The sequence below is a fragment of the Pseudonocardia sp. WMMC193 genome, assembly GCF_021728735.1.
In the GTDB taxonomy this organism is placed as follows: domain Bacteria; phylum Actinomycetota; class Actinomycetes; order Mycobacteriales; family Pseudonocardiaceae; genus Pseudonocardia; species Pseudonocardia oroxyli.
Genome location: NZ_JAKKDO010000003.1, coordinates 6077353 through 6103935, shown reverse-complemented (window position 1 = coordinate 6103935; position 26583 = coordinate 6077353). Strand labels below are relative to the sequence as shown.

General features: G+C 73.8%; 21 protein-coding genes. 8 read left to right on the top strand and 13 right to left on the bottom strand.

From position 1 onward, the window contains the following. Nucleotides 1-7 precede the first annotated feature (7 nt). Nucleotides 8-616 (bottom strand): response regulator transcription factor, encoded by a 609-nt coding sequence (locus L3X23_RS31240; protein WP_093077282.1) that lies wholly within the window; start codon nucleotides 614-616, stop codon nucleotides 8-10. Beyond that, complete coding sequence (locus L3X23_RS31235) at nucleotides 610-1713, bottom strand: sensor histidine kinase (RefSeq protein WP_237196804.1); 1104 nt, start codon at nucleotides 1711-1713, stop codon at nucleotides 610-612. The genes L3X23_RS31240 and L3X23_RS31235 overlap by 7 nt, the downstream gene beginning before the upstream one ends. Before the next feature lie 130 nt (nucleotides 1714-1843). Between L3X23_RS31235 and L3X23_RS31230 the strand changes: the two genes are divergently transcribed. Then, complete coding sequence (locus L3X23_RS31230) at nucleotides 1844-3166, top strand: glycosyltransferase family 39 protein (RefSeq protein WP_237196802.1); 1323 nt, start codon at nucleotides 1844-1846, stop codon at nucleotides 3164-3166. A gap of 45 nt (nucleotides 3167-3211) precedes the next feature. Here L3X23_RS31230 and L3X23_RS31225 read toward each other — a convergent pair whose 3' ends face one another. After that, nucleotides 3212-4282 (bottom strand): adenosine deaminase, encoded by a 1071-nt coding sequence (locus L3X23_RS31225; RefSeq protein WP_093077273.1) that lies wholly within the window; start codon nucleotides 4280-4282, stop codon nucleotides 3212-3214. A 148-nt stretch (nucleotides 4283-4430) separates the two neighbouring features. On the opposite strand from L3X23_RS31225, the gene L3X23_RS31220 reads away from it, so the two are divergent. Then, nucleotides 4431-5507: a PA containing protein gene (locus L3X23_RS31220; RefSeq protein WP_093077270.1), complete on the top strand. Its 1077-nt coding sequence runs from the start codon at nucleotides 4431-4433 to the stop codon at nucleotides 5505-5507. 107 nt (nucleotides 5508-5614) lie between these two features. Here L3X23_RS31220 and murJ read toward each other — a convergent pair whose 3' ends face one another. After that, entirely contained in the window at nucleotides 5615-7378 is a 1764-nt protein-coding gene (gene murJ / locus L3X23_RS31215; protein WP_237196800.1) for a murein biosynthesis integral membrane protein MurJ, read from the bottom strand. Nucleotides 7379-7970: 592 nt separating this feature from the next. On the opposite strand from murJ, the gene L3X23_RS31210 reads away from it, so the two are divergent. Both L3X23_RS31210 and L3X23_RS31205 read left to right on the top strand, forming a co-directional pair. Continuing rightward, the gene (locus L3X23_RS31210) at nucleotides 7971-8417 is read left to right on the top strand and encodes an SRPBCC family protein (RefSeq protein ID WP_237196797.1); all 447 of its coding nucleotides are present in this window, start codon (nucleotides 7971-7973) and stop codon (nucleotides 8415-8417) included. A 10-nt stretch (nucleotides 8418-8427) separates the two neighbouring features. Next, a complete protein-coding gene (locus L3X23_RS31205; RefSeq protein ID WP_237196795.1) occupies nucleotides 8428-9570 on the top strand; it encodes a D-alanyl-D-alanine carboxypeptidase family protein in 1143 nt (380 codons plus the stop codon). Between the two features lie 16 nt (nucleotides 9571-9586). Here L3X23_RS31205 and yhjD read toward each other — a convergent pair whose 3' ends face one another. The 3 genes from yhjD to L3X23_RS31190 all read right to left on the bottom strand — a co-directional run bounded on the left by yhjD (nucleotide 9587) and on the right by L3X23_RS31190 (nucleotide 13060). After that, entirely contained in the window at nucleotides 9587-10612 is a 1026-nt protein-coding gene (gene yhjD, locus L3X23_RS31200; RefSeq protein ID WP_237196794.1) for an inner membrane protein YhjD, read from the bottom strand. A gap of 12 nt (nucleotides 10613-10624) precedes the next feature. Continuing rightward, nucleotides 10625-11641 (bottom strand): tryptophan--tRNA ligase, encoded by a 1017-nt coding sequence (gene trpS, locus L3X23_RS31195; protein ID WP_237196792.1) that lies wholly within the window; start codon nucleotides 11639-11641, stop codon nucleotides 10625-10627. A gap of 219 nt (nucleotides 11642-11860) precedes the next feature. Further along, nucleotides 11861-13060 carry an MFS transporter gene (locus L3X23_RS31190; RefSeq protein ID WP_237196790.1) on the bottom strand — a complete coding sequence of 400 codons (1200 nt, stop codon included), beginning with the start codon at nucleotides 13058-13060 and terminating at the stop codon, nucleotides 11861-11863. 1346 nt (nucleotides 13061-14406) lie between these two features. Between L3X23_RS31190 and L3X23_RS36410 the strand changes: the two genes are divergently transcribed. Further along, nucleotides 14407-15687 (top strand): GGDEF domain-containing protein, encoded by a 1281-nt coding sequence (locus L3X23_RS36410; protein WP_237196788.1) that lies wholly within the window; start codon nucleotides 14407-14409, stop codon nucleotides 15685-15687. A gap of 11 nt (nucleotides 15688-15698) precedes the next feature. Here the strand turns inward: L3X23_RS36410 and L3X23_RS31180 are convergent, their stop codons facing one another. Then, a complete protein-coding gene (locus tag L3X23_RS31180) occupies nucleotides 15699-15890 on the bottom strand; it encodes a hypothetical protein (protein WP_237196785.1) in 192 nt (63 codons plus the stop codon). A 10-nt stretch (nucleotides 15891-15900) separates the two neighbouring features. Next, entirely contained in the window at nucleotides 15901-18486 is a 2586-nt protein-coding gene (locus tag L3X23_RS31175; protein WP_237196784.1) for a bifunctional FO biosynthesis protein CofGH, read from the bottom strand. Nucleotides 18487-18585: 99 nt separating this feature from the next. On the opposite strand from L3X23_RS31175, the gene L3X23_RS31170 reads away from it, so the two are divergent. After that, nucleotides 18586-19389 (top strand): PHB depolymerase family esterase, encoded by an 804-nt coding sequence (locus L3X23_RS31170; protein WP_237196782.1) that lies wholly within the window; start codon nucleotides 18586-18588, stop codon nucleotides 19387-19389. Further along, nucleotides 19389-20195 carry a PHB depolymerase family esterase gene (locus L3X23_RS31165; RefSeq protein ID WP_237196780.1) on the top strand — a complete coding sequence of 269 codons (807 nt, stop codon included), beginning with the start codon at nucleotides 19389-19391 and terminating at the stop codon, nucleotides 20193-20195. The genes L3X23_RS31170 and L3X23_RS31165 overlap by 1 nt, the downstream gene beginning before the upstream one ends. A 1051-nt stretch (nucleotides 20196-21246) precedes the next feature. Here the strand turns inward: L3X23_RS31165 and L3X23_RS31160 are convergent. The 3 genes from L3X23_RS31160 to L3X23_RS31150 are packed head-to-tail and all read right to left on the bottom strand — an operon-like array spanning nucleotide 21247 to nucleotide 23066. Next, nucleotides 21247-21951, bottom strand: a complete 705-nt coding sequence (locus tag L3X23_RS31160) for a protein kinase (protein WP_237196777.1) — start codon at nucleotides 21949-21951, stop codon at nucleotides 21247-21249. Continuing rightward, nucleotides 21948-22718, bottom strand: coding sequence for an exodeoxyribonuclease III (locus L3X23_RS31155; protein WP_237196775.1), 771 nt, complete (start codon nucleotides 22716-22718; stop codon nucleotides 21948-21950). The genes L3X23_RS31160 and L3X23_RS31155 overlap by 4 nt, the downstream gene beginning before the upstream one ends. 3 nt (nucleotides 22719-22721) lie before the next feature. Continuing rightward, nucleotides 22722-23066 carry a hypothetical protein gene (locus L3X23_RS31150; protein WP_093077236.1) on the bottom strand — a complete coding sequence of 115 codons (345 nt, stop codon included), beginning with the start codon at nucleotides 23064-23066 and terminating at the stop codon, nucleotides 22722-22724. Nucleotides 23067-23211: 145 nt separating this feature from the next. On the opposite strand from L3X23_RS31150, the gene L3X23_RS31145 reads away from it, so the two are divergent. Continuing rightward, complete coding sequence (locus L3X23_RS31145) at nucleotides 23212-25422, top strand: NADP-dependent isocitrate dehydrogenase (protein ID WP_237196773.1); 2211 nt, start codon at nucleotides 23212-23214, stop codon at nucleotides 25420-25422. Between the two features lie 76 nt (nucleotides 25423-25498). Here L3X23_RS31145 and L3X23_RS36405 read toward each other — a convergent pair whose 3' ends face one another. Continuing rightward, nucleotides 25499-26404 (bottom strand): DUF3017 domain-containing protein, encoded by a 906-nt coding sequence (locus tag L3X23_RS36405; RefSeq protein WP_237196771.1) that lies wholly within the window; start codon nucleotides 26402-26404, stop codon nucleotides 25499-25501. Nucleotides 26405-26583 lie beyond the last annotated feature (179 nt).

Genomic DNA, 26583 nt, shown 5'->3' with positions numbered 1-26583 from the left:
GCGGTCGCTATCGGGAGCGGGCGGCCAGCAGGGCGAGCTGGGTGCGGTTCTGCAGGTCCAGCTTCGTCAGCGCGCTGCTGACGTAACCCTTGACCGTCGCCTCCGTCAGGTGCAGACGCTGCCCCACCTCGGCGTTGGTGCAGCCCTCCGCCAGGAGGAACGCGACCTCGCGCTCGCGGGCCGACAGGACCGCGAGCCGGTCGTCCGCGGGCGGGCCCGCCAACCCGCCGACCGTGGCGCGGGAGAACACCGCGTGCCCCTGCGCGGCGACCCGCACGAGGTCCGCGAGCTCGGTGGGCGGCGTGGACTTGAGCAGGTACCCCGCGGCCCCGGCCTGCAGGGCGCGCCGGACGTGGGCGTCCGCGGCGAAGGTCGTCAGCACGACGACCGTGGGCGGGTCGGCCATCGCCGCGATCCGTGCCGTGGCGGCGATCCCGTCCACCCCGGGCATCCGCAGGTCCATGAGCACGACGTCCGGGGCGTGCCGCACGACCAGCTCGACGGCCTCGGCGCCGTCCCCGGCGGTCGCCACGACGTCGAGCCCCGCGGCGTCGAGGATCGTGGTGAGGTGGGCGCAGACCATCGGCTCGTCGTCCACCACGAGGACGGTCACCATGCCGCCCGCACCTCGAAGCCCCCGTCGGCGGTCGGGCCCGCGTGGAAGGTCCCGCCCGCCACCTCGACGCGTTCCCGCAGCCCCCGCAGCCCCACGCCGCTGCCGGACCCGGCCAGCTCGGGGTCCGGGTCCGCCGCGCCGTTGACCACCGCCACCCCGCGATCGTCCACGGTGATCCACACGTCCGCACCACGGGCGTGCTTGTGCGCGTTCGTCAGGGCCTCCTGGACGACCCGGTGCAGCGTCCGCCCCCGCGGCCCGGCGGGCAGCTCGCCCTCGAGGTGCACCGTCATGCCGGCGGCCGCGGAGGCCTCCACCAGCGCGCACAGGTCCGGGGCGGGCGCGTCCGGGCCGACCCGCGGCGAGGGCCCCTCGGGCACCGACAGCACCCGGACCAGGCCGCGCAGCTCGTCGAGCGCCTGCATGCCGGTCTCGCGCAGCGTGCGGGCGCGCTCGTCGCCGGTCACCTCCATGGCCCCGGCCTGCAGGACCATCAGGGTGATCCGGTGGGAGACGACGTCGTGCATCTCGGCGGCCAGCCGCGCCCGCTCCTCGGCGCGGGCCTGCTCGGCCAGCAGGTGCTGCTCGCGGTCGGTGCGCTCGGCGCGTTCGACCAGGTCCGCCATGATCCGCCTGCGCGCGGCGACGTAGCGGCCCGCCAGCGCGGGCACGGCGGTGGCGAGCAGGCCCAACGGGACGGAGTCCCAGCCCGGGTCCCAGACCCGCACCGCGAACAGGGTCAGCGCCGCGACCAGGATCCAGGTCGCGCGCCGGTCCCGGACCTGGACCAGCACGAAGATCGCCGCGGTGGTCGGGGCGAGCAGCATCGCGCCGCCGTTCACGACGACGGTCGGCACGAACGTCTCCGGCGCGACGACCGCCGCGACCGACCCGGCCGTCAGGAAGGCCAGGACGGCGTAGGGGGCGCGCAGCACGACCAGCAGCGCAAGGTCGGCCGCGAGCTGCAGGGCGAGGCCCGCCCACGGGCCGAGCGCCCCGGTCGTCCGGCCGCCGAGCAGGGCCGCGAGCACGTCGAGCGCGACGAACAGGGCCGTCAGGCCGATCAGCATGCCCGCCGCGCGGCGGTCCGGGAACATGCCCCGAGACTAGGACTCGGAAGGCGCCGGGCACCGCCCACCGAGGGCGGGTAGGGACCCTACTTTCGTCGGGTCGGCTCCCCGCTCCCGACGCCGGCGGCGCGGGCCCGCCGCCCCGTCTCCTGGTGCCATGATCTCTCCACCCGCGAGTCCGGAGCGCAGCCGCGCCGGCGCCGCCCCGTTCGCCACCGCCCCCGTCCTGTTCCTCGGCGCCGCCGCGACCCTGGTCCTGGTGCTCGCCTCGCGCAGCCCCCTGTTCTTCGACGAGCAGTACTTCCTGGCCGCGGGCCGCCTGCACCTCGCGTGGGGCTACATGGACCAGCCGCCGCTGGTCCCCGCGCTCGCCGCGCTGTTCGGGTCCTGGCTGCGGGTGGCGGCGGCGGTGGGCGGCGGGCTCACCGTGGTCCTCGCCGGGGCGATCGTCCGCGAGCTGGGCGGGGGACGGTCCGCGCAGGTCCTGGCCGCCGCGGCGACCGCCTGCTCCGGGGTGCTGCTGATGAGCCACTGGCTCGCCACCTACTCCCTCGACCCGCTCTTCTGGACGGCGATCGTGTGGCTCGTCGCACGGCGGCTGCGGACCGGCGACGACCGGCTGCTCCTCGCCGCGGGTGTGGTCACGGGGCTGTCGCTGAACACCAAGTTCCTGGTCCCGGTGTTGTGGGTGGCGATCCTGGCGGGCGCGCCCGCCCTGCTGAGGGTCCGCGCGGTGTGGGCGGGGCTGGGGATCGCGGCGCTGATGACCGTCCCCACGCTGGTCTGGCAGGCGCGGCACGGCTGGCCGTACCTCGAGATGGCGGCCGTGGTGCGGCGGGAGTCGGAGGCGCCGCTCGCGTTCGCGTTCACCGGCCTCGCCCTGTTCGGGCTGGTCGGGCTGGTGTTGCTGGTGGTGGGGATCGTCCGTGGCCCGTGGTGGCTGCGGATCGTCGTGGTGCTGGTGCCGGTCGCGATCGTGCTGGCCGGTGGCCGCGCGTACTACCTCCTGGAGATCGTGCCGACCGCGATCGCCCTGGGCGCGGCCCGCTTCACCGGCGGACGGGTGCGGTGGGTCCTCGCGGGCGCCGGGCTCGCGGCGACGGCGGCGGGCCTGGCCGTGCTGTTGCCCCTGCCCGGCTCACCCGGCCTGATGGCGGCGGGCGAGGGGACGATGCAGCCCGCGGCGGACGTCGTCCGGCAGCAGTGGCGGGGCGAGCCGGTGGTGGCCCAGATCTACCCGCTGGCCGCCGCGATCGACCTGGAGGGCATCCCGGCCTACAGCGGCCACCGCGGCTACGGCTACTTCGCCCCGCCCGGCGACGGGAGCGACGACGCGCTCTGGATCGGCGTGGACCCGATGCCACAGTCCTTCCGGGACGGGTTCACCACCTGCACCGAGATCCCGGCCGACGGCCTCCACCTGCAGCGCTGCACCGGCCGCACCGCCCCCTGGTCCGCCCTGCTCACCCCCGTCTCGTGAGTGGCGGCCGGGGGAGGCGGTGAGTGGCAATAGTCGCCATGGCGACTATTGCCACTCACGGGTGAGGCGGTCGTACCCGGGCTTGATGATCTCGTCGATGATCGAGAGCCTGCGGTCGAAGTGGACGAACGCGCTCTTCATGGCGTTCGTGGTGAGCCAGCGCAGGTCCGCCCAGCCCCAGTCGAACGTCTCGACCAGCGCGGTCATCTCCGACGTCATGCTGCAGCCGGACATCAGCCGGTTGTCCGTGTTCACCGTGACCCGGAACCGCAGGTCGCGGAGCAGGCCGATGGGGTGCTCGGCGAGGCTGGTCGCGGCGCCGGTGTGGACGTTGGACGTCGGGCACATCTCGAGCGGGATCCGCATGTCCCGCACCCAGGCGGCGAGGCGGCCGAGCTGGGGGACGCCGTCCCGCATCACGATGTCGTCCACGATCCGGACGCCGTGCCCCAGCCGGTCCGCCCCGCAGATCTGCAGCGCCTCCCAGATCGACGGCAGCCCGAACGCCTCGCCCGCGTGGATCGTGACGTGCGCGTTCTGCTGCCGGACGAACTCGAACGCGTCGAGGTGGCGGGTGGGCGGGAAGCCCTTCTCCGCACCCGCGATGTCGAACCCCACCACGCCCTCGTCCCGATAGCGCACGGCCAGCTCGGCGATCTCCCGGGACCGGGCCTGGTGGCGCATCGCGGTGAGCAGGCACCGCACGGTGATCGACGGCGGCCCGGCGGCGAAGCCCTCCAGGACGGCCTGCACGACGGCGTCGAGGTCCAGCCCGAGCTCCACGTGCAGCTCGGGGGCGAACCGGATCTCCGCGTACACCACGCCGTCCGCCGCCAGGTCCTCCGCGGCCTCCCGCGCGACGCGGGTCAGCGCCTCGCGGGTCTGCATGACCGCGACCGTGTGCCCGAAGGTCTCCAGGTAGCGGACCAGGGAGCCGGAGTGGGCGGCGCCGAGGAACCAGCCCGCCAGCTCCTCGGGGTCCCGGCTGGGCAGCGCGTCGTAGCCGACGGCGTCCGCCAGGTCGATCACGGTGCCCGCGCGCAGGCCCCCGTCGAGATGGTCGTGGAGGAGGACCTTGGGGGCCCGGCGGATGTTCTCCGGCGTCAGAGCGGCCATCGGCGCACGCTATACCTGCACTGATCGGGGCAAACAGCCACCCGGATGGCCTAATGGTGACGCGCTGTCGAGGGGAAATGTGGGGGTCGCTACCCTCAGTGCAGCGTTCCCCGCTCCCCCATCCGCGTCACAGGAAGCAACACACCCTATGAGCGATCAGTCTTCGATGTCGTTCGACCGGATGCGCGGCATGCTCATGCGCGCGGCCGAGATCCGCGACAGCGAGCAGCAGCAGGTGTTCGACTCCCTCGATGAGATCCACGCCCGGCTCTCCGCGCTCGACGCGCTGGGCACGGTCCGCAAGCGCCTCACCGAGCTGCCCGACCGCACCGAGGTCGGCGTGCTCGCCGAGCGCCTCGACGAGACCGTCGCCAAGGTGGACGCGCAGGACGCGGTCCTGGCCACCCTGCTGCGGGCCGTCGAGTCGCTGCCGGACAAGCTCGCCAAGCCGTTCGCCCAGCTCGACGGCAGGCTCGACGGCATGGGTGGGCGCCTCGAGGGCGTCTCCGGCCGGATGGACGGCCTGGACGACCGCCTCGGCGGCCTCCACAAGCGACTCGACGACCTGGACAACCGCCTCGACCGCCACGAGATGCGGCTCGACGCGATGCCGAACGCCGTCGCCACGCCGATCCGCGAGCGGATCGAGGGGGTGGAGAAGACGGTGCGCGAGCAGCTCGACGGCGCCGTCCGCTCCGTCGAGGAGAACAACGAGGGCGTGCGGAACCTGCTGGGCGACACCAGCGTCGGCCTGCACCGCAGGCTGGAGGACCTGGCCGGGCGGCCCGCCGTCGACCCGACCGAGGCGCTCGACTCGCTCGCCGAGCGGCTGGAGATCCTCGCGGGCAGGCTCGAGGCCGTCGCGAACCGGGTGGACTCGGTGGAGACCCAGCTGGTCGACAAGCTGGACAACCGGCTCACCGAGGTGGACGGCAAGCTCGGCGACCTGGACTCGGTGCTGCGCGCCCGTCCGGACGAGAGCTCGCTGACCGCGCTGGTCGTCAAGGCCAACGAGGACTCCGAGCGCCGCAACGCGGGCCAGCTGGACGAGGCGATGGCCACCTTCGCCGAGCTCATCCTCGGCCGGGGCAACGGCGGTGGCGCCGCCACCCCGCCGCCCCCGCCCCGCCCGGCGCAGCGCCGCAGCACCCGCAGCCGCGCCGCGGTGAAGGCGAGCTCGAACGGCCACAGCACCACGACGGTGGACGACGACCCGGACGACTGAGTCCCTCCCGCGTCCCTCCCGCCTGCGCGAACGGCGCTCTCGCTCACCCCTGGTGAGTGGGAGCGCCGTTCGCGCGTTCCGGGGCGGTGCCGCTCCCGGGTGCCGGGTCAGAAGGGGAGCCGGCGCCAGAGCGGGTCGAGCTCCCGGACCTTCAGCAGCCTCATGACCAGCAGCATGATCGGGCCCGCCACCGCGAGCGCGAGCAGCAGGACCAGCCAGGCCGCGCTCGCCGACATCCCGGTCCAGCCCTCGACGACCGTCCCCACCGCCCACGCGGCCCCGCCGCCGACCAGCGAGGCCAGCACGGTGCGCCACAGGGTGGCGAGGACCTCGCGGGTGCGGACGTGGCCCAGCCTGCGCGCGATCACGACCTGCCCGATCACCGCCCCGACGACGTAGGACAGGCTGTTCGCCGCGACCAGCCCCAGCACCACGTCCTGCGGCGCCAACAACACCGGGCACAGCAGGAGCAGCGGGATCTTCACCGCGACGATGCCCACCATGATCAGCGTGGGGGTGCGGCTGTCGGTCATCGCGTAGAACACGCGCAGCTGCAGCAGGGTGATCGCGTACGGCAGGAGCCCGAACGCCGACCAGGCCAGCGCGGTGCCGAGCTTGGCCGCGCCGCCGCCCGCGTTGCCCGCCCCCAGGGAGAACAACGCGAGACCGATCTCGGTGCCGAAGAAGGTCAGCAGCGCCGAGATCGGCACCAGGAACACGGTGCTCAGCCGGGAGCCCAACGACAGGTCGGCGACGACGGCGTCGTACCGGTTCTCCGCCGCCGCCCGGCTCATCCGCGGCATCAGCGCGGTCAGCAGGGAGACGCCGAGCACCCCGTAGGGCACCTGCAGGAGCAGCCAGGCGTTCGAGTAGATCGCGTACGCGCCGGGGTCCGCGCCCGTCGCAACCCGGGTGGTGACGATCAGCCCCGCCTGCCCCACCAGCACGTACGCCACGACCCACAGCGCCAGCCCGCCGGCCGAGGACAGCCGCGGGTCCCAGCCCCACAGCGGCTTGAGCGACACCCCGGCCCGCGTGATCGCCGGCAGCAGGATCAGCGCCTGCATCGCGATGCCCAGCGTGGTCCCGACGCCCAGGACCAGCAGCTTCGCGTCCCCCATCCGCACCGGGTCGAGGCTGATCTCCCCCGGCACCAGCACGTAGACGACGAGCACGCCGAACATCACGACGTTGTTCAGCACCGGCGCCCACGCGAACGCCGCGAACCTGCCCTTGCTGTTGAGGATCGCGCCGAACAGCGCCCCGATCCCGTAGAAGAAGATCTCGGGGAGCAGCAGGACGGCGAACGCCCTGGTCAGCTCGGGGTTCGCCGACTCGGTGGTGGCGCTGCCCATGTAGAGGGAGACCAGGGGGCCTGCGGCGAGCACGGCCAGGAGCGTCGCGACGAGCAGGGCGCAGCCCGCCATGGTGACCAGGCGACGGGTGTAGGCCTCGCCGCCGTCGGGATCCTCCTTCTGGGCGCGGACCAGCAGCGGGATCATCACGCTGGTCAGGACGCCGCCGATGAGGAACTCGTAGACGATGTTGGGCAGCGTGTTCGCGATCGTGTACGAGCTGTTGACCAGGCCGAAGGACAGCACCGCGGCCAGCGCGATCTGCCGCAGGAACCCGGTGACCCGGCTCGCGAGGTTCGCGACGGCCATCATCCCGCTCGACCGCAGCAGGGACGGCCCCTTCGGCTGCTCCTGCTGCCGCTGCGGGACGGGCGCGCTGAAGTCCGCCGTGACCGGCTCGATCACGACGGTCGGCAGGTCGAGCGGCGCCATCAGGCGGGTGGGGTCGTCGTAGTTCGCGCCGGGTACCCGCTGCCAGGGCGGCGGGACCGGGCGACGGACGGGTCCGCGGCTCACCGCGCCGCCGGGCGGCGGCCGGTACCCGGGCGGCGGGCCCGGGGGCCGGGCACCGGGCGGCGGTCCGGGTCGGGGGCCCCACGGCCGGGGGCCCTGCGGATCCGGGCCGGGACCGTGCGGGGGGCGCGGCGGTGGGGTGTGTCGGGGGTCGACGGGCGGCGGGCCCGGGGACGGCGCACGCGGATCGGGGCCGCCCCAGGACGGCGGCGCGGCCGGGCCCCGGGAGCGCGAGCGCGGGTCCGGCCCCGCCGGGCCGCCGCGGGAGCGGCTCCACCCCGACCGGGAACGCGGGTCCGCGCCGGGGACGCCCGGTGCGCCACTGCCCGGGTGGCGTGCCTCGGTCGGTCCCCCGGGCTGCCCCTCGCGCTGTGCATCACGCTGCCCCTCGCGCTGTCCCTCGCGCGGCCCCGCGGCGCCCTGCGGACGGTCGTCGGCACCGTCGGGACGCGGTCCGGACGGCGCGTCGGGAGTCCGGTGGTCGCGCATCCCACCCATGGTGCCGCACGGGTCCACCGGCCGCCGCCAGGGCCTCCCGGCGCGCCGGTGCGGACCGCACCCGATCGGGGACGGCGCCGCCCCGCACAATGCGGGTGTGGACGAGACGAGCGTCGTCGTGGACGCGACCCCGGACGAGGTGTGGGACCTGGTGTCCGACCCCACCCGGATCGGCGAGTGGAGCCCGGAGTGCACCGGCGGTGCCTGGACGACACCCGGGCCCGCGGTGGGCGCCCGGTTCGTCGGGCACAACCGGCACGGCCGGATCCGGTGGAGCACGCACTGCCGCGTCACCGAGTGCGTTCCCGGCGAGCGGTTCACCTTCACGGTCCTCGAGAGTGCGATGACCTGGGGTTACCGGATGGAGCCCGAGGACGGCGGCACCCGGCTCACCCAGTGGCGCGAGCGGCGCGGCGGCGTCGTGGCTCCGCTCGCCAAGGCCTTCGCCGCCACCGGGCTGCTCGGCCGGGACCGCGAGGCGATGATGGTCGACGGCATGCGCCGCACCCTGGAGGGCATGCGCGCGACCCTCGAACGGGCCTAGATTCCACCCCGTGCGGGTGGGGGCGGCGGTCGCCGCGGCCGTGGTGGTGCTCGCCCTGGTGTCCCCGGGGACCGCCCGGGCCGCCGGGGTGTGTCTCGGACACGAGGCCCCGGCGGGGCCGCCCGCGCGGGAGGAGGTCGTCGCCGTCCCGCCGCTGCCGGTCCCGGCCGAGCCGGTCGGCGGCCCCGCGCTGGGCGGCTGCGGGGACGTCCTCCCGGAGGGCGCGCCCCCGCCGCCCCCCGTGTCCGCCGCGGGCTGGGTCGTGGCCGACCTCGACTCCGGCGCCGTCCTCGCCGCGCACGATCCGCACGGCAGGCAACGGCCCGCCTCGACGCTGAAGATCCTCACCACGCTCGTCGTGCGCGAGCGGCTCGATCCCGACGCCGAGGTGGTCGCCGTCCCGGAGGACGTCGCGGTGGACGGCAGCCGCGCCGGGATCGGCCCGGGCGGGCACTACACCGTGCGGCAGCTCCTGGCGGGCCTGCTCCTCAACTCCGGCAACGACACCGCGGCCGCTCTGGCACGCACCCTGGGCGGGACCGACGCCACCCTCGCGGCGATGCAGGCCCGCGCCGAGGCCGCCGGGGCCCTCGACACCCGCCCCGCCACGCCGTCCGGGCTCGACGGCCCCGGCATGTCCACCTCGGCCTACGACCTCGCGCTGCTCTTCCGGATCGCCCTGCGCGACCCGCTGGTCCTGCAGACCCTGCAGACCCGGACCGTGCCGTTCCCCGGCTTCGCCGACAAGCCCGGCTTCCTGCTGTCCAACGACGACCCGCTGCTGCGCGCCTACCCGGGCGCGCTGGCGGGCAAGACCGGCTTCACCGACGCGGCCCGGCACACCTTCGTCGGCGCGGCCGAGCGGGACGGCCGACGCCTGGTCGTCGCCCTGGTGCGCGGGGAGCAGCAGCCCGTGCGGATGGTCGGGCAGGCCGCCGCGCTGCTCGACTACGGCTTCGCCCTCCCGGCGACCACGCCCGTCGGCACCCTGGTCGACGCCCGCCCCGCGCCGCCGACGCCGCCCGCGCCGGCCGCCGCGGCGCCGGAACAGCCGACACCGGGACGCACCGACTTCCCGATCTGGCTGGCGACCGCCGCCGCCGTCCTCGCCCTGGGCGTCGCAGCGACCGCAGCCCTGCGCCGCCGCCGCTGAACCCCCGAGCCTGACGTCAGCGGCGGCGGAAGGCCCGGACGCCGAGGAGGCCGCCCAGGGCCGCGCCCGCGCCGACCAGGCCCGCCGCCGCGGCCGGGCTGGGCCCGCTGCGCACGATGACCTCGGGGCGGATGACCGCGGGAGCCGGGACGTCGACCGGCTCGTCCTGCTCGTTCTCCTTCGCCGTGGCCGCCCAGGCGGTCACGAAGAGGATGAAGCGCGACATGAAGAACGCGAAGACCATCAGACCGATGATCGGGCCGAACGCCGCGCCCGCGGGCGAGCTGGTCACCGACGACAGGTAGACCTGCATGACCTGCTTGAGCACCTCGAACCCGATGGCGCCGATGATCGCCGCCCGCACCGCGCTGCGCGCCGCGACGGGTGCGCGCGGCAGCCGCGCGATCACCCACATGAAGACCAGCCAGTTCGCCGCCAACCCCAGGAGCACGGCGAAGACGGCGAGCAGGAACCGGGCCCACCCCTGGTCACCCAGCCCGACGAGGTCGAGCAGCAGCGCGCCGAACGCGTTCCCCGCCGCGGACACGGCGAAGGACACGATCATGGCCAGCCCGAGGCCGATCAACGCGAGCAGGTCGAACACCGTCTTCTTCACGACGTTCGGGGTCTCCGGCGGCTGCGCCCACTGCTCGGACAGCGCCTCGCGCAGGTTCCCCATCCACCCGATGCCGGAGTAGAGCGCGCCGACCAGGCCGAACGCGCCGACCGCGCCCGCCGAGCTGATCGCCTGCTCGATGACCTGGTTGATCGTGTCGCCGAGCTGCCCCGGGACCTGCGCGGTGATGCCGGCCTGGATCTGGGCGAGCAGGTCCGGCTGGCTGCGCAGGATGAACCCGGCGATGGCGAAGGCCACCATCAGGATCGGGACGAGCGCCAGCACCGAGAAGTAGGTGATGGCGGCGGCGTAGTGGTCCCCGTGCCGGTCGGTGTAGCGCTCCCCCGCCCGGACCAGGTGGTCCAGCCAGGGGTAGCGCTCCCGGGCCTTCTCCATGGCGGTCGGTTCGGCAGGCTCGTCCGCCATGGCGCACACCCCTCAGGTCGACTTGGGCAGGAACCCGATCTTCTCGTGAACGAGCGCCAACGTCTCGCCGGCGACCTCACCCGCTCGGGTGGCGCCGCGGGCGAGCACCCGGTCGAGCTCGGCGGGGTCGTCCATCAGGCCCTGTACCCGTTCCCGCAGCGGCTCAACGAACGCGACGACGACGTCCGCCAGGTCCTTCTTCAGGTCACCGTAGCCCTTGCCCTCGTAGTCGGCCTCGAGCTCGGTGATCTTCCGGTCGCTGAGCGCCGAGTAGATGGTCAGCAGGTTCGCGACGCCGGGCTTGTGCTCCGGGTCGTACCGGATCTCCCGCTCGTTGTCCGTGACGGCCGAGCGGAACTTCTTCGCGATCCGCTTCGGGTCCTCGAGCAGCTCCACGATCCCGCCGGGCGCGGACGCCGACTTGCTCATCTTCACCGTCGGGTCCTGCAGATCCTGGATCTTCGCCGCGCCCGGGGGGATGAACGGCTCCGGCACCCGGAAGGTCTGGCCGAAGCGCTGGTTGAAGCGCTGGGCGAGGTTGCGGGTCAGCTCCAGGTGTTGGCGCTGGTCCTCGCCCACGGGCACCCGGTGCGCCTGGTAGAGCAGGATGTCCGCGGCCATCAGGTCCGGGTAGGTGAACAGGCCGACCGACGCCCGGTCGGCGCCCTGCTTGGCGGACTTGTCCTTGAACTGCGTCATCCGCGAGGCCTCGCCGAACCCCGTGTAGCACTGCAGGATCCAGGCCAGCTCGGAGTGCTGGGGCAGGTGCGACTGCACGAAGATCGTGCAGCGCTCCGGGTCCAGCCCCAGCGCGATGAGCTGCGCGACGGCGTTGCGGGTGCGGGCCGCGAGCGTCTTCGGGTCGTGGTCGACGGTGATCGCGTGCAGGTCGGGCACGAAGTAGAACGCGTCGTGGTCCTCCTGCAGCGCCACCCACTGCCGCACCGCGCCCAGGTAGTTGCCCAGGTGGAACGAGTCGGCGGTCGGCTGGATCCCGGACAGCACCCGGGGCCGCGAGGGGACGCTCATGCCCTCAGTCTCTCAACCCGCGGCGACGGATATACGGGGGCCGGACGATGAGTCTGCCTACACGTGCAACCGACCCCTTTGGACCATCCGCGACCAGCGGAGATGCACGCTCCGCGACCGTTGATGCAACTGTCTTCACCCTCGGGGACCGGGCCTGCCGGCCAACAATGAGGAGCCCACCCGAGGAGAGACGTGATGCGCCGCAACCGTTCCTGGTGACTAGGCCGACACCGCGACGGTGCTCCGCGCGCCGCGGGTGAGCAGCAGCGCGGCGGCGAGCACGAGCCCGCCCGCTCCGCAGACGGCCACGGCGATCGCCGACGTCGACGCCTCGGCGACGAGCCCGCACACCAGGATGGCGAGCCCCTGCGCCGCGATCAGCCCGGACGCGGCCAGCCCCGTCGCCCGCCCGCGCACGGGCTCCGGGCAGGTCCGGACGAACGAGGCCTGCGCCGGCACGAGCGCCGCGGTGCACAACGCGCCGGTCAGCGCCCACAGCACGACGACCGTCCACACCCAGGGCGTGAACGCGGACACCACCAGCGGCACCCCCGCGAGCAGCGCGAACGGGATGATCATCCGCTCGCGCCACGCCTCCGGCACCCACCGGCTCACCACGATCGCGCCGAGCACGCTGCCCGCCGGGTCCGCCGCCATCAGCAGCCCGACGGCGGCGGGGCCGGCGCCGAGCTCGTCGGACAGGGGCGCGGCGAGGGCCTCCGGGGCGACGTAGCAGCCGACCAACCACACGGCCAGGGCGAGCGTGCGCAGTCGCGGGTGCGCGAACACCGTGCGCGCGCCCTCTCCGATGTCTCGCACCCAGGCCCCGAGGCCGCCGTCGGTCGACCCGCCGGTGGGCGCGGGGCGGGCCCGCACCCCGAAGCGGACGAGGAGGGCCGAGAACAGGAACGTGCCCGCGTTGGCCAGGATGGCGACACTGGGGTCGATCCACACGAGCAGGGCCCCGCCGAGGGCGAACCCGGCGATCTGCGCCGTCTGGTTCGTGATCTGGCGGACGGCGAAGCCGCGCTCGAGGGCGCTCTCCCCCCGCAGCACCTCCGGCAGCAGCGCGCCCTGCGCCGCGCTGTGCGGGGCGGCGAGGACGACCACGAGGACCAGCAGGGGACAGAGCAGCGCGAGCGGGATGCCGGGGACGGCGAGCGGCACGACCAACAGCGCGCGGGCGACGTCGGAGACGACCATGACCTCGCGGCGGCGGAAGCGGTCGGCGACCCAGCCGAGGAGCACCCCGCCGAGCAGGGCGGGCAGGAAGGTCAGCGCGTAGACGACCGCGGCCCAGGCGGCCGAGCCGGTGCGCCCGTAGACGAGGACGGAGAAGGCGACGCGGGCGAGCTGGTCCCCGCAGATCGACACGAGCTCCGCCGCCCACAGGGCGCGGAACTCGGGGACGCGGAACACGCTCGCACCCGGTCTGGACTCAGCTTCCGGCACTGCTCCCCCGACGCGGTCTCCGGCGAACCACCCGGCGGTCCCGGGTCACCCGATCGATACGGAAAGTGACCGATCAGTCTCCGAGAGTCTAGGCATACGTCTCGCCGGACGGTCGGCGCACGGCGCCGGCCGGTGTGCCGAGGGTAGGGAATCCGCCGGTGTGGGCGTCCGGAGCCACCCGTGCGGGTGGTGGGACGAGGTGTGGGGCGGGCCGTCGACGCCGCCCGGGTTCGGGAGCGGGGGCGTGGGCCTGCGGTGTGTCGTACCGGCGGAACGCGGGTCTCACCAGGCGCGGTTGCGCATTGCGGGGTCCTCTCGGGTCCGTGGGGTCGTCGGGGGCTCGTGTCACCAGGCGCGGTTGCGCATCGGGCACTCCTTCGGCTGTCGGGGTTGTCGGGCGGCTCGTGTCACCAGGCGCGGTTGCGCATTGCGGGTCCTCTCGGGTCGGTACGGGCGGCGGACGTCTCGGCTCACCAGGCGCGGTTGCGCATCGGGCACTCCTTCAGCTGTTGGGGTTGTCGGGCGGCTCGTGTCACCAGGCGCGGTTGCGCATTGCGGGGTCCTCTCGGGTCGGTGGGTCGTCGGGGGCTCGTGTCACCAGGCGCGGTTGCGCATCGGGCACCTCTTTCGGCTGGAGGGTCGTCGGGGGCTTGGCTCACCAGGCGCGGTTGCGCATTGCGGGTCCTCTCGGGTCGGTACGGGCGGCGGACGTCTCGGCTCACCAGGCGCGGTTGCGCATCAGGCACCTCTTTCGGTCGCAGGGACGACGATCAGGGCTCTCACCAGGCGCGATTACGCATCTCGGTCCTTCAGGTTGCAACGATCGGCGGAATGTCGGATGCTCACCAGGCTCGGTTGCGCACGACGCCTCCTCTCACACCGGGGATTCGACGCTGTCGTCGCAGGACACGACGCCAGGCGAGAGAGGGTTCGATGAGGCCGCGGCACACACCTGCCTCCTTCCCGCCGTAACACACGCTCGCCCATCCCCGATCACATGAGCGCCGGCAGTCCCAGGAGTGGCGGACGTCGCACCCGGTACAGCTGGCAACGACGGCCGACTCGGACGGGTACGGCGACCCACGAACGCGTGTTCCTCCGCCTCGGAAGTGGATCTCCGAGGCGTGTGTCACCCAGAGTAGTCGAGAAACTCGATTCGGTACCGGTTCGGGGCATCCGGGTCGAGTGACCCGATGACTACGCTCGGATCATCACGACATCAGTCTGACCGGACGGGAGAGCATCTCGTGGCAGAGTCACCTCGACGGAGGTGCAGCGTCACCCGATGGGCGGTGTGGGCCCAGCCCACCCGGGTGATCGCTGTCCTCGGTGTCGTCGAGATGCTCGCGCTCGTCCTCATCGGCGTCGCCTGGGTGCAGTTCCGGCCGACGTTCGAGTCCGTCGTCCTCGCGGTCCTCCTGGCCGCGGCGGGCATCGTGCACACCGAGGTGGCCACGGGCGTCGAGCGGGCCCGCCGCCAGGTGGGCGAGAAGTCCTACACCGACCTGTCCACCGTCTGGACCTTCGCCGCCGCCCTGCTGCTGCCCCCCGCGCTGGCCACGGCGACGATCGTCGCCGTCTACACCCACCTGTGGTTCCGGGTGTGGAAGCCCGCCCGCTACCCGCTCTTCCGCAACACCTTCACGGCGACCACCGTGCTGCTGGCCGCACTGGCCGCGCAGGAGGTCGTCCGGGTCACCGGCGGCACCGACACCTGGGCGAACGGGCTCGCCGGGCTCGCGGCGCTGAGCGCCGCCACCCTCGCCTACGCCGCGGTCAACTCGCTGCTCATCGCGTTGGCGGTGGCCGTCAGCACGCCGGACGCCACCCGCGAGAACCTGTTCGGCCAGCTGGACGAGATCGCCGTGGAGCTGGCGACCCTCTGTCTGGCGGCGATGCTCGCGCTCACGCTCACCGTGTCCTGGTGGTTCGTGCTACTCGTGTTCATCCCTATCCTGGTGCTGCAGCGGGCGGTGCTCTACCGCGAGCTCGCCGCCGCGGCCACCACCGACGGCAAGACCGGCCTGCTCACCGCCACCGCCTGGAACGCGCGGGCCGTCGAGGCCATCGACCGGGCCCGCCGGGAGCGCTCGACCCTGGCCGTCCTGGTGCTCGACCTCGACCACTTCAAGCGCGTCAACGACACCCACGGGCACGTCGCGGGCGACCGCGTCCTCGCCGCGGTGGCCGACGCGGTGCGCGCCGAGGTCCGCGGCGACGACCTCGTGGGCCGCTTCGGCGGCGAGGAGTTCGTGGTGCTGCTGCCCGGGCTGCCCGAGGCGCGGGCGACCGCGGAGCTGGAGGCGGTCGCCGAGCGGATCCGCGTGCGGGTGACCCACCTGGCCGTCCCGGTCGAGACGCCGGACGGGCCGCTGACGATCTCGGACCTCAGCATCTCCGTGGGCGGCACGATGGTGCCGCACACGCCCGGCACCACGGTCGAGCAGACCATCGCGCTGGCCGACCGCGAGCTGTACCGGGCCAAGGACTCGGGCCGCAACGCCGTGCGCATCGCGACCGCGACCGAGATCCCGACCCAGCGCGCCGAGGAGCCCCGGCCCGCGCCGCGGCCCGAGGTGTCCCCGGAGTCCTGACGGGCAGGCGGTCAGTCCTCCTGCGCGGTCCCGTCCACGTCGCCGGCGGGGTTCTCGGGGGCGGCACCGGTCCGCACCACGGTCACCGTGCCTGCCTCGAGGTCGATCGGGCCCAGGCGGAAGGCCGGCGGCTCGCCGGTGCCGGCCTCGCCCGCCTCGTCGGAGATCTTCGGACCCGGGAACAGCTGACCGAGAACACCCATGCGCCCGACCCTACGCGAGCGTGAGGGGCAGGGACGCCGGCAGCAGGCGCTGCGGGCTCCCCTGGTAGGTCGTGGTGCGCTGGCGCACCGGACGCCCGGCGGAGGCGGCGATGGCGGCGAGCTCCTCGACGGAGCGCTCGGAGCCGTTCTCCGAGCCCGCCATCCGGGAGATCGTCTCCTCCATCAGGGTGCCGCCCATGTCGTCCGCACCGCCGCGCAGGATGTCCGCGGCGAGCGAGTCGCCGAGCTTCACCCAGGAGCACTGGACGTGGTCGATGCGCCCGTGCAGTGCCAGCCGGGCGAACGCGTGCACCGCCCGGTTGTCCCGCTCGGTGGGGCCCGGCCGGGCCAGCCCGGCGAGGTAGATGGGCGCGTTGTGGTGCACGAACGGCAGCGGCACGAACTCGGTGAAGCCGCCGGTGCGGTCCTGGATCGACGCGAGCGTGCGCAGGTGCCCGAGCCAGTGCCGCGGCTCGTCGACGTGCCCGTACATCATCGTGGACGACGACGGGATGCCCAGCCGGTGCGCCGTGGACACGACCTCGATCCACTGCGCCGCGGGCAGCTTGCCCTTGGTCAGCACCCAGCGGACCTCGTCGTCGAGGATCTCCGCCGCGGTCCCGGGGATCGAGCCCAGCCCGGCCGCCTTGAGTTCGGTCAGCCACTCCTCGATGGACACGCCCGCCTTGGCGGCGGCCGACACGATCTCCATCGGCGAGAACGCGTGCACGTGCATGCCCGGCACGGCCTCGCGGACCGCGCGTACCAGGTCGGCGTAGAAGGTGACCGGCAGCTTCGGGTCGATGCCGCCCTGGATGCAGACCTCGGTGGCGCCGTCGCGGGCCGCCTCGACCGCGCGCGCCGCGATCTCGGGCAGCGAGAGACGGTAGGCGTCCGCGTCGCGCTCGCGCTGGGCGAAGGCGCAGAACCGGCAGCCGACGTAGCAGACGTTCGAGAAGTTGATGTTCCGGTTGATCACGTAGGTGACGTCGTCGCCGTTGACCTGGCGGCGGACGTCGTCGGCCAGCTTCACCAGCTCGAGGAGCGCGGGGCCCTCGGCCGTCAGCACGGCCATGGCCGCGTCCTGGTTCGCCGGGTCGAGCAGCGCCGCGGGGTCCGACGCCGCCAGGTCGAGCCCGGCGTGGACGTCTCCGGGGAGCCGCTCCGGGGCGGCGGCCCGTTGCGCCGCGAGCTCGGAGCGCAGCTCGTCCCAGTCGCCGTAGACGGACGCGAAGTCCCCGCGGCGGTCCTCGGTGCGTCCGGTGGTGTCGATGGAGGCGTGCAGGTCGGTGCGCCCGGTGGACTCGAAGCCGCCGTCGGGCTCCTGCCAGGACCGGCCCTCGACCGGCGCGTCCTCGTTCGCCAGGCCGGTCTCGGGGTCGGCCAGCGCGGCGACGTGCGCGTGCAGTCGGGTGTCGATCCACGGCGACCCCGCCAGCACGTACTTCGGGTAGACGGTCAGCCGCTCCCGCAGCGTGAACCCGGACTCCTGCGAGCGTGCCGCCAGCTCGTCGATCGCGGGCCAGGGGCGCTCGGGGTTCACGTGGTCCGGGGTCACCGGCGAGACGCCGCCCCAGTCGTCGATACCCGCGCGCAGCATCAGGGCGAACTCGTCCCCGACGAGGTTCGGCGGGGCCTGCACCCGCATCTTCGGCCCGAGCACCAGCCGCGTGACGGCGATGGTGGCGGCCAGGTCGTCGAGGTCCGCGTCCGGGTCGTTCGCCATCGCGGTGTCCGGCTTGGCCCGGAAGTTCTGCACGATGACTTCCTGGATGTGCCCGTGCGCCCGCGAGGACGAGCGGATCGCGAAGATCGCGTCCGCCCGCTCGGCACGGGTCTCCCCGATGCCGATCAGGATGCCGGTGGTGAACGGGACGCCCACGCGTCCGGCGTCGGTCAGGGTGCGCAGCCGGACCGCGGGCTCCTTGTCGGGCGAGCCGTAGTGCGGGCCGCCCTTCTCCGACCACAGCCGGGTCGCGGTCGTCTCGAGCATCATCCCCATCGACGGGGCCACGGGCTTGAGCCGCGTGAGCTCCTCCCACGACAGCACGCCCGGGTTGAGGTGGGGCAGCAGCCCGGTCTCCTCCAGGACGGCGATCGCGCACGCCCGCACGTACTCCAGCGTGGAGCCGTAGCCGCGCTCCTCGAGCCACTCCTGCGCCTGCGGCCAGCGGTCCTCCGGGCGGTCCCCGAGGGTGAACAGGGCCTCCTTGCAGCCCTGGGCCGCGCCCTGGCGGGCGATCTCCACGACCTCGTCCCGCTCCAGGAACAGCGAGTCCAGCCTGCCGGGCACCGTGGCGAAGGTGCAGTAGTGGCAGCGGTCCCGACACAGCCGGGTCAGCGGGATGAACACCTTGCGCGAGTACGTGACCACGCCGGGGCGACCGGCGTCGACCAGGCCGGCGTCGCGCACGGTCGACGCCGCCGCGAGCAGCGCGTCGAGATGCTCGCCGCGCGCGGCCAGCAGCACCGCGGCCTCGTTCACGTCGAGCACCGCGCCGTCCCGGGCGCGCCGCAGGGCGCGCCGGATTGCGGAGTCCGCGGGCGCCTTCTCGGCGGGGGCGGGTGGGACAGGCGCAGGGAGCGGCTCGGCCATCCGTCCAGACTAGGTCGGGTGTGGGCCCCGGTCGACCAGCGATCATCACGTCGATCCGGGGAATACTCCGGGACCGCGCCACGCGGGACACTGCTCCTGATGCGCCGACTCCTCCCGTTGCTGCTCCTGCTCGCCGCCTGTGCGCCCGCCCCGCCCGCGCCGGCGCCCGCCCCGCCCGCGCCGGCCCCGGGGAGCACGGTCACGCTCACCCGTCCGGAGGGCGCGCGGCAGGCGATCGTGGTGCGGCCCTCGTCCGCAGGCGCGGAGGCCCCGCTCGTGCTGGTGCTGCACGGCAGCGGCGGCACGGCACAGGAGATGCAGGGGCTCGGCTTCGATCCGCTCGCCGCGCGGGACGGGGTGGTCACGGCCTACCCGCAGGGACTCGACGGGACCTGGAACGCGGGCGGCTGCTGCGGCTCCGCGGTGCGGAACGGGGTCGACGACGTGGGCTACCTGACCGCGCTCGTCGCCGACCTGGTCGCGCAGGACGGCGTGGACCCGCACCGCGTCTACGCCGTCGGCTTCTCCAACGGCGCGATGATGAGCTACACGTGGGCCTGCGCGGGCGGCGCGCTCGCCGGGATCGGGCCGGTCGCGGGCGCGCTGACCGGCCCCTGCCCGAGACCGGCCCCGGTCTCGGTCGTGGCGCTGGCGGGCACCGCGGACGACCGGGTGCGCATCGAGGGCCGCCCCGACCGGGGCTGGGCCTCGCTCGACGCCACCCTCGCCCCCTTCGTCGCCGGCTGCGACGCCCCCGTGACGCGGACCGCGATCACGTCCTGGGCCTGCCCCGGCGGGCGCACCGTGACCCGGGAGATCCTCGACGGGCAGGGGCACTCCTGGCCGGACTCCGCGACCGCGTTCCTGTGGGAACGGTTGATCATGGGCCACACTGGGTCCTGATGCGCCGCCTGCTCCCGCTGTTGTTGCTCCTCACCGCCTGCGCCCCCGCCGAACAGGCCGCCGTGCCGCGCGCGGGCGAGCGATCGCTGAGCATCCCGACCCCCGACGGCACCCGCACCGCGACGGTCGTCCACCCGGCCGCCGCGGGCCCGGGCGCGCCGCTGGTCGTGGTGCTGCACGGGCGCGGCGGCACCGCGTCGGCCATGCGGTCGCTCGGTTTCGACGACCTCGCCGCACGCGACGGCGCCGTCGTCGCCTATCCCCAGGGCGTCGGCCGGAGCTGGAACGCGGGCCGCTGCTGCGGCACCGCCCGGTCCCAGGGGGTCGACGACCTCGGCTTCCTGGACACCCTGGTGGCGACCCTCGTGCGCGACGACGGCGTGGACCCCCGTCGCGTCTACGCCGTCGGCTTCTCGAACGGCGGGCACCTCAGCTACGCGTGGGCCTGCGCGGGCGGGGCGCTCGCCGGGATCGCGCCGGTCGCCGGGGCCCTGACCCGGGAGTGCCCGGACCCGACACCGGTGTCGGTCGTCGCCGTGGCGGGGACCGCCGACCGGACGGTGCCGGTGGCGGGCCTGGCGTCGCTGGGCAAGGCCTCGCTCGACGCGAGCATCGCCCCGTTCGTGAGGGTGGGCGTCTGCGGGAGCCCGGTGACCCGCGTCGACGGCGACGCGACCCTGACGACGTGGGACTGCGCCGGCGGGCGCACCGTGACCAAGGACGTGATCACAGACCAGGAGCACGCCTGGCGCCCCGGCACCCGAGACCTGCTGTGGGCGACCCTCCGCATCGGCGCCCCCGCCTGACGGGTCCGGGGGCGGTCGTCGCGCTCCTCGCCGGCAGGTGGATCACCAGGCTCAGGTTCCTGACAGTCCAGGGCGCCGACCATCCGAGCCCCCTCCGACCCGACACCGGCATCGCCGCGCGAAGCTCAGGTTCCTGACGGTCCAGAGACCGCACCATCCGCGCCCACCCAGACCCGGCTGCGGCATCGCCGCGCGAAGCTCAGCTTCCTGACGGTCCAGAGACCGCACCATCCGAGCCCACCCAGACCCGGCTGCGGCACCGCCGCGCGAAGCTCAGCTTCCTGACGGTCCAGAGACCGCACCATCCGCGCCCCCTCCGACCCGGCCTCGGCATCGCCGCGCGAAGCTCAGCTTCCTGATGGTCCGGCGGCCGCACCATCCGAGCTCCTCGGACCCGGCTGCGGCATCCGGGCACGAAGCTCAGGATCCCGACAGTCCGAAGCCCCGACCATCCGAGTGCGGTCTGACCCGCGAACAGCATCGCGTCACCAGGCTCAGGTTCCTGACCATCTCGCACCCGACGGTCCTCGGGCCGGATCGATGGGCTGCCGGACCATCAGGAGCCTGAGCTTCACACCGCCCCTCCATCCACCGACGCAGCTGACAGCAGCGCCGGACGATCCGCCCCGCCGACCGTCGGGTGCGAGATGGTCAGGATCCTGAGCTTCGCGGCGCGAAACCCGCGCCGGATCAGCCCGTCACCGGACCACCGGCGCCCTGGACCGTCAGGAACCTGAGCTTCGCGCCACAACGCCCCTGCCGGGTCAGACCGCACTCGGATGGTCGACACCCAGGACCATCAGAAAGCTGCGCCACGCGCCACCGCACGTCCATCAGGTCGACCCCCCGCCGGACCACCAGCACCCCGGACCATCAGGAACCAGAGCTTCGCGCCACAACGCCCCTGCCCGGTCAAACGGCGCTCGGATGGACGGGGCCTCGGACCGTCAGAACGCGGATCATCAGAAAGCTGCGCCACGCGCCACCACCAGGCCACCCATCCGAGCACAGCGGGCCGCGGCTCGGTGGGCCGTGCGTCGGCGTCCTCGTTCTAAGCGCGTCGGAAGCCGAACCAGGTCCGGCGCCGCTCGCCCGCCTCCTCCAGCTCGGCGAGCGCCTCGTGCACGGTCGGCGGCTCGGCGGAGCGCAGCCGGTCGACGACGTCCGCGAACGGCGGCTCCAGCGCGGCGGTCCGGGCGAGGGTCTCACCCAGGCCACGCAGGTCGTCCGCGGCGCTCACGGGTTCGCCGGTCGCATCGACGGCCAGCCGCGCCCGGGCGAGCCCGGTGTCCGTGAACGCGATCCGCCCGCCCTCGGCGAGCACGACCGCCGCGGGCCGGATCGCCCCGTGCACCAGCCCGACCTCGTGGGCGCGGCCGAGGGTGCCCAGCAGCCTGCGCGCGAGGTCGAGGGCGTCCTCGTAGGACAGCCGACCGCCGGAGGAGGTGTGGTCCGAGAGCCGGACGCCGTCCGTGTACTCCGTGACGAGCAGGTCGAGCTCTCCGTCGGAGAGCACGTCGTGCACGGTGAGCAGGCCCGGGTCGCGCAGGGCGCCGATCAGCCGCGCCTCGCGCAGCAGGGCGTCCCGGAAGCGGGTGTGGTCGGCCGCGGTGGGGCGGCCGGGCAGGTGCAGCTCGCGGACGACGACCGGCCTGCCCGTCACCTTGTCCTGGGCCCGCCAGACCGGTCCCATGGCGCCGGCACCGAGGCCGTCGAGCACGAGGTAGCGGCCGCCGACCAGGCGGGAGGGGATCATGCGAACGTGACCAGGACGGGTGCGTGGTCCGACCAGCGGGTGTCGTAGCTCGCGGCCCGCTCCACCCGCGCCTCGACGGGGGTCAGCCCGGGGGTCGCCAGGACGTGGTCGATGCGCCAGCCCGCGTCGTTGTCGAAGGCCCGGCCGCGGTAGGACCACCAGGTGTACGGGCCCTCGACGCCGGGGTGCAGGGCGCGCACGGTGTCCTGCCAGCCTGCGGCGTGCAGGTCGGCGAGCCAGGCGCGCTCGTGCGGGAGGAACCCGGAGTGGGCGAGGTTGCCCTTCCAGTTCCGGATGTCCGCCTCGGCCGGGGCGATGTTGAAGTCCCCCGCGACGACCGTGTGTCCGCTCGTGCCCGCCAGGTGTTTGGCGAAGGAGGTGAGGAAGCGGTCCTTCTCCTCCTGCTTCGGCGTGCCCGCCGCGCCCTTCGGCAGGTACAGCGACCCGACCGTGACGCCCGGCAGGTCCACCTCGACGTAGCGGCCCTGCTCGGCGAACTCCGGGTCGCCGATCCCGGTGCGCACGGCCAGCGGCTCGTCCCGACTGAGGATCGCGACGCCGTTGCGCCCCTTGGCCGACGCGCCCTGCGCGGGCTCGAGCGTGAGGTGCCACCCGGTTCCGGGGAAGCCCGCGGGCAGCTCATCGGGCCGGGCCCGCACCTCCTGCAGGCAGACGACGGTGGCGGGCGTGGTGGCGAGCCAGTCGAGGAACCCCTTGGCCGAGGCCGCCCGGACGCCGTTGACGTTCGCCGTGGCAAGAACCAACACGGTCTAGCAGGTGCTCCCCTCGGTCGCCGCCAGCCGCTCGTTGACCGCCCAGCGGTTGTCGCCGAGGAGCTTGCGGAACCCGTTCTCGATCAGTCCGGGCTCGGCGTCCACCCGGGCGCCGGGGGCCAGCTGGTCGACGGGCTCGAACTGGGTGCTGGCGCTGCGGTAGACGTCGAGCGGGGCGGCACCCTGGACGGCCATCACGCAGCCGGTCTCGTTCGTGGTGCCCGATCCCTGGGTGAACATCGCGACGACGGCGAGCACCGTGCCCGCGATCAGCACGAACGTCCACCCCTTGAAGGACGACGCCTCCAGCTTGGGCACCGTGAACTTGGGCCGCAGCGCCATGATCGCCCCTCCCCGTGACACCGTGGGTCCCCACCGTAGCCCAGTGCGATGTCGGCGACCTCGGGATGAAACAGGACGCGCGTACGGTATAGCGTGGGCGCCGAGAGAAGTCGACGGAGTCTGCGGAGATTTGGAGCGGCGTGCAGTGAAGGTCATCTACACCTATACCGATGAGGCGCCTGCCCTGGCGACCCACTCCCTCCTCCCGGTCATCGAGGCCTACGCCGGAAAGGCGGGGATCGACGTCGAGACCCGGGACATCTCGCTCGCCGCCCGGATCCTCGCGCAGTTCCCGGACCTGCTGAGCGACTCGCAGCGGGTGTCCGACGCGCTCACCGAGCTCGGTGAGCTGGCCAAGACACCCGAGGCCAACATCATCAAGCTGCCGAACGTCTCGGCCTCGATCCCCCAGCTCAAGGCCGCGATCGCCGAGCTGCAGGCGGCGGGCTACGCGGTGCCGGACTACCCGGAGAACCCGCAGTCCGAGGCCGAGAAGGCCGCACGCGCCGCGTACGACGCCGTCAAGGGCTCCGCGGTCAACCCGGTGCTGCGCGAGGGCAACTCCGACCGCCGCGCGCCCGCCTCGGTGAAGAACTTCGCCAAGAAGCACCCGCACTCGATGGGCGCCTGGTCGCCCGAGTCGAAGTCCCACGTCTCGACCATGAGCGACGGGGACTTCCGGCACTCCGAGAAGTCCGTGACGCTCCCCGCGGCCACCACGCTGCGGATCGTGCACACCGCCGCCGACGGCACCGAGACCGTGCTCAAGGACGGGCTGAAGGTCCTCGAGGGCGAGGTCGTGGATGCCGCGGTCATGAGCGCCGCCGCGCTGAACACCTTCCTCGCCGAGCAGGTCGCGGACGCCGCCGAGCAGGGCGTGCTGTTCTCCGTGCACCTCAAGGCCACGATGATGAAGGTGTCCGACCCGATCCTGTTCGGGCACGCCGTGAAGGCGTACTTCAAGGACGTCTTCGCGCAGTACGGCGAGGACCTGGCCTCGGTCGGCGCGTCGCCGAACGACGGGCTCGCCTCCGTGCTGACCGCGCTGGACAAGCTCCCGGCCGACAAGAAGCAGGCCATCAGCGACGCGATCGAGGCCGGCTACACCTCCGGTCCGCGCCTGGCGATGGTCGACTCCGCGCGCGGGATCACCAACCTCCACGTGCCGTCCGACGTCATCATCGACGCCTCGATGCCGGCCGCCATCCGGTCGTCGGGCCAGATGTGGAACGCGGACGACGCCCAGCAGGACACCAAGTTCGTCATCCCGGACTCGTCCTACGCGCCGCTCTACGCCGAGACCGTCGACTTCTGCCGCGAGCACGGCGCCTTCGACCCGACGACCATGGGCACCACCCCCAACGTGGGCCTGATGGCGCAGAAGGCCGAGGAGTACGGCTCGCACGACAAGACGTTCGAGATCGAGACCGCGGGCACCGTCCGGGTCCTCGACGGGGACGACGTGCTGCTCGAGCACGCCGTCGAGCCGGGTGACATCTGGCGTGCCTGCCAGACCAAGGACGCGCCGGTCCGCAACTGGGTGGAGCTGGCCGTCGGGCGGGCGCGGGCCACCGGCTGGCCCGCCGTGTTCTGGCTGGACGAGACCCGCGGCCACGACGCGGAGATCATCAAGAAGGTGCGGGCCCAGCTCGGCGAGCTGGACACCGACGGCCTCACGATCGAGATCCTCCCGGTCGCCGAGGCCACCCGGTACACGCTGCAGCGCGCCAAGGCGGGCGAGGACACCATCTCGGTCACCGGCAACGTGCTGCGCGACTACCTCACCGACCTCTTCCCGATCCTCGAGCTGGGGACCTCGGCGAAGATGCTCTCGATCGTCCCGCTGATGAACGGCGGCGGCCTGTTCGAGACCGGCGCGGGCGGCTCGGCGCCGAAGCACGTGCAGCAGCTGGTCAAGGAGAACCACCTGCGCTGGGACTCCCTCGGTGAGTTCCTGGCGCTGGCGGTCTCGCTGGAGTTCCTGGCGGAGAAGACCGACAACGAGCGGGCGAAGATCCTCGGGGCCACGCTGGACGCCGCCACCGGCACGCTGCTCGAGACGGGCAAGTCGCCGTCGCGCAAGGTCGGCGAGCTCGACAACCGCGGCTCGCACTTCTACATCGCGCTGTACTGGGCGCAGGAGCTGGCGCGCCAGACCGCCGACCCGGAGCTCGCCGCGATCTTCGCTCCGCTGGCCGAGAAGCTGGCCGCGGACGAGTCGACCATCGTGGAGGAGCTGAACGCGGTCCAGGGCTCGCCCGTGGACCTCGGCGGCTACTACTACGTCGACAAGGCCAAGACCGACGCGGTGATGAAGCCGAGCAAGACCCTGAACGAGGCGCTCTCCTCCTTCTGACCCGCCGCTCCGCGGCCCGTGAGTGGTAAGTGGTGCCAGAGCACCACTTACCACTCACGAGCGCCGGAGGCGCCGCTCAGCCGACGGTGAGCGAGCCGCGGGTGATCGTGAGGGCGAGCAGCAGCACCGCAATGCCGAAGCCCGTGTAGCAGACGACGTCGACGATCCGGCCCCGGATCGCGAGCAGTCCCGCCCGCGGGGGCGGCAACACCCCGCGCAGCACCGCGGCGACCAGCAGCGACCCGCCCAGCAGGGCCGATCCCTGCCGCCAGTGCTCGGTGAGCACCTGCACCATGCCGAACGCGGCGATCAGCAGCACGATCAGCAGCGCGCCGTGGGTCTCCAGCCACGCCCGCGCCCCGACCCGGGTGGGCGTGGTCCGCGGCACGTCGGTGGAGTGCGGCCCGCCTGCCCCGAGGGTCTCGGCCTCCGGCGGCATGGGCGTGCCGGTCCGGCGTTCGGCCGCGGACCGGACGACCGGGGTCGGCTGGGTCCGGGCGCTAGGCCCGCCCACCCCGCCCTCCAGGATGACGGGCGACGGGTTCGGCGGCGGGTTCGTCGACGAGCCGCCCTGCGGGGGGTTCTTCGACGGGCTCGTCGCCGGCCCACCCTGCAACGGGCCCTGGGACGGGCCCTGCGACGGGTTCGGGGGCGGGCTCGGGATTCTCCACGGCGGACCGGCGGGCGGACCGGCCGCCTGGGTGGCAGGCCGAACCGTCGGCCGGCCGGGCGGCGGGCCCGACGAGGCGTCGGGTCGGGCGGCGGGCGGGTCGACGGGCAGGGCGGCGGGCGCGGCGGCGGACTGGGCAGCGGGCCAGGGCCTGCGGGACCAGCCGGGCCGGATCGCCGCGTCACGTTCGGAGGGGTGCGGGGCAGAGGCCGGATCGCTCGCCGCCCGGCGGTCCCGCTCGGAACGGGCGGGCCAGACGTCGGCACGGTCGGGGAGATCCGGCTGGTCGGGTTCCTCCTCGGCGCGGCTCACCGCGTCGCCCCCGCGGCGGGCAGGGCGCACCGCGTCGCCGCCGTCCGTCTCGCCGTCACGGGGCCATCCTCGCAGAACCGTCGGGACCGGGCCGGGGCGCCGCCCGCGCGCCCCGTTCACCACGTCGTGGCTGCCCGAACGGTCAGCTCACCCCGCCGACCGAGACGGTTGCACCGAGA

Excerpts from the sequence above, each read along its gene's own strand:
- L3X23_RS31240 (WP_093077282.1), bottom strand. The coding sequence starts at position 616 with ATGGTGACCGTCCTCGTGGTGGACGACGAGCCGATGGTCTGCGCCCAC.
- L3X23_RS31235 (WP_237196804.1), bottom strand. The coding sequence starts at position 1,713 with ATGTTCCCGGACCGCCGCGCGGCGGGCATGCTGATCGGCCTGACGGCC.
- L3X23_RS31230 (WP_237196802.1), top strand. The coding sequence starts at position 1,844 with ATGATCTCTCCACCCGCGAGTCCGGAGCGCAGCCGCGCCGGCGCCGCC.
- L3X23_RS31225 (WP_093077273.1), bottom strand. The coding sequence starts at position 4,282 with ATGGCCGCTCTGACGCCGGAGAACATCCGCCGGGCCCCCAAGGTCCTC.
- L3X23_RS31220 (WP_093077270.1), top strand. The coding sequence starts at position 4,431 with ATGAGCGATCAGTCTTCGATGTCGTTCGACCGGATGCGCGGCATGCTC.
- yhjD (WP_237196794.1), bottom strand. The coding sequence starts at position 10,612 with ATGGCGGACGAGCCTGCCGAACCGACCGCCATGGAGAAGGCCCGGGAG.
- trpS (WP_237196792.1), bottom strand. The coding sequence starts at position 11,641 with ATGAGCGTCCCCTCGCGGCCCCGGGTGCTGTCCGGGATCCAGCCGACC.
- L3X23_RS31180 (WP_237196785.1), bottom strand. The coding sequence starts at position 15,890 with ATGGGTGTTCTCGGTCAGCTGTTCCCGGGTCCGAAGATCTCCGACGAG.
- L3X23_RS31175 (WP_237196784.1), bottom strand. The coding sequence starts at position 18,486 with ATGGCCGAGCCGCTCCCTGCGCCTGTCCCACCCGCCCCCGCCGAGAAG.
- L3X23_RS31170 (WP_237196782.1), top strand. The coding sequence starts at position 18,586 with ATGCGCCGACTCCTCCCGTTGCTGCTCCTGCTCGCCGCCTGTGCGCCC.
- L3X23_RS31165 (WP_237196780.1), top strand. The coding sequence starts at position 19,389 with ATGCGCCGCCTGCTCCCGCTGTTGTTGCTCCTCACCGCCTGCGCCCCC.
- L3X23_RS31160 (WP_237196777.1), bottom strand. The coding sequence starts at position 21,951 with ATGATCCCCTCCCGCCTGGTCGGCGGCCGCTACCTCGTGCTCGACGGC.
- L3X23_RS31150 (WP_093077236.1), bottom strand. The coding sequence starts at position 23,066 with ATGGCGCTGCGGCCCAAGTTCACGGTGCCCAAGCTGGAGGCGTCGTCC.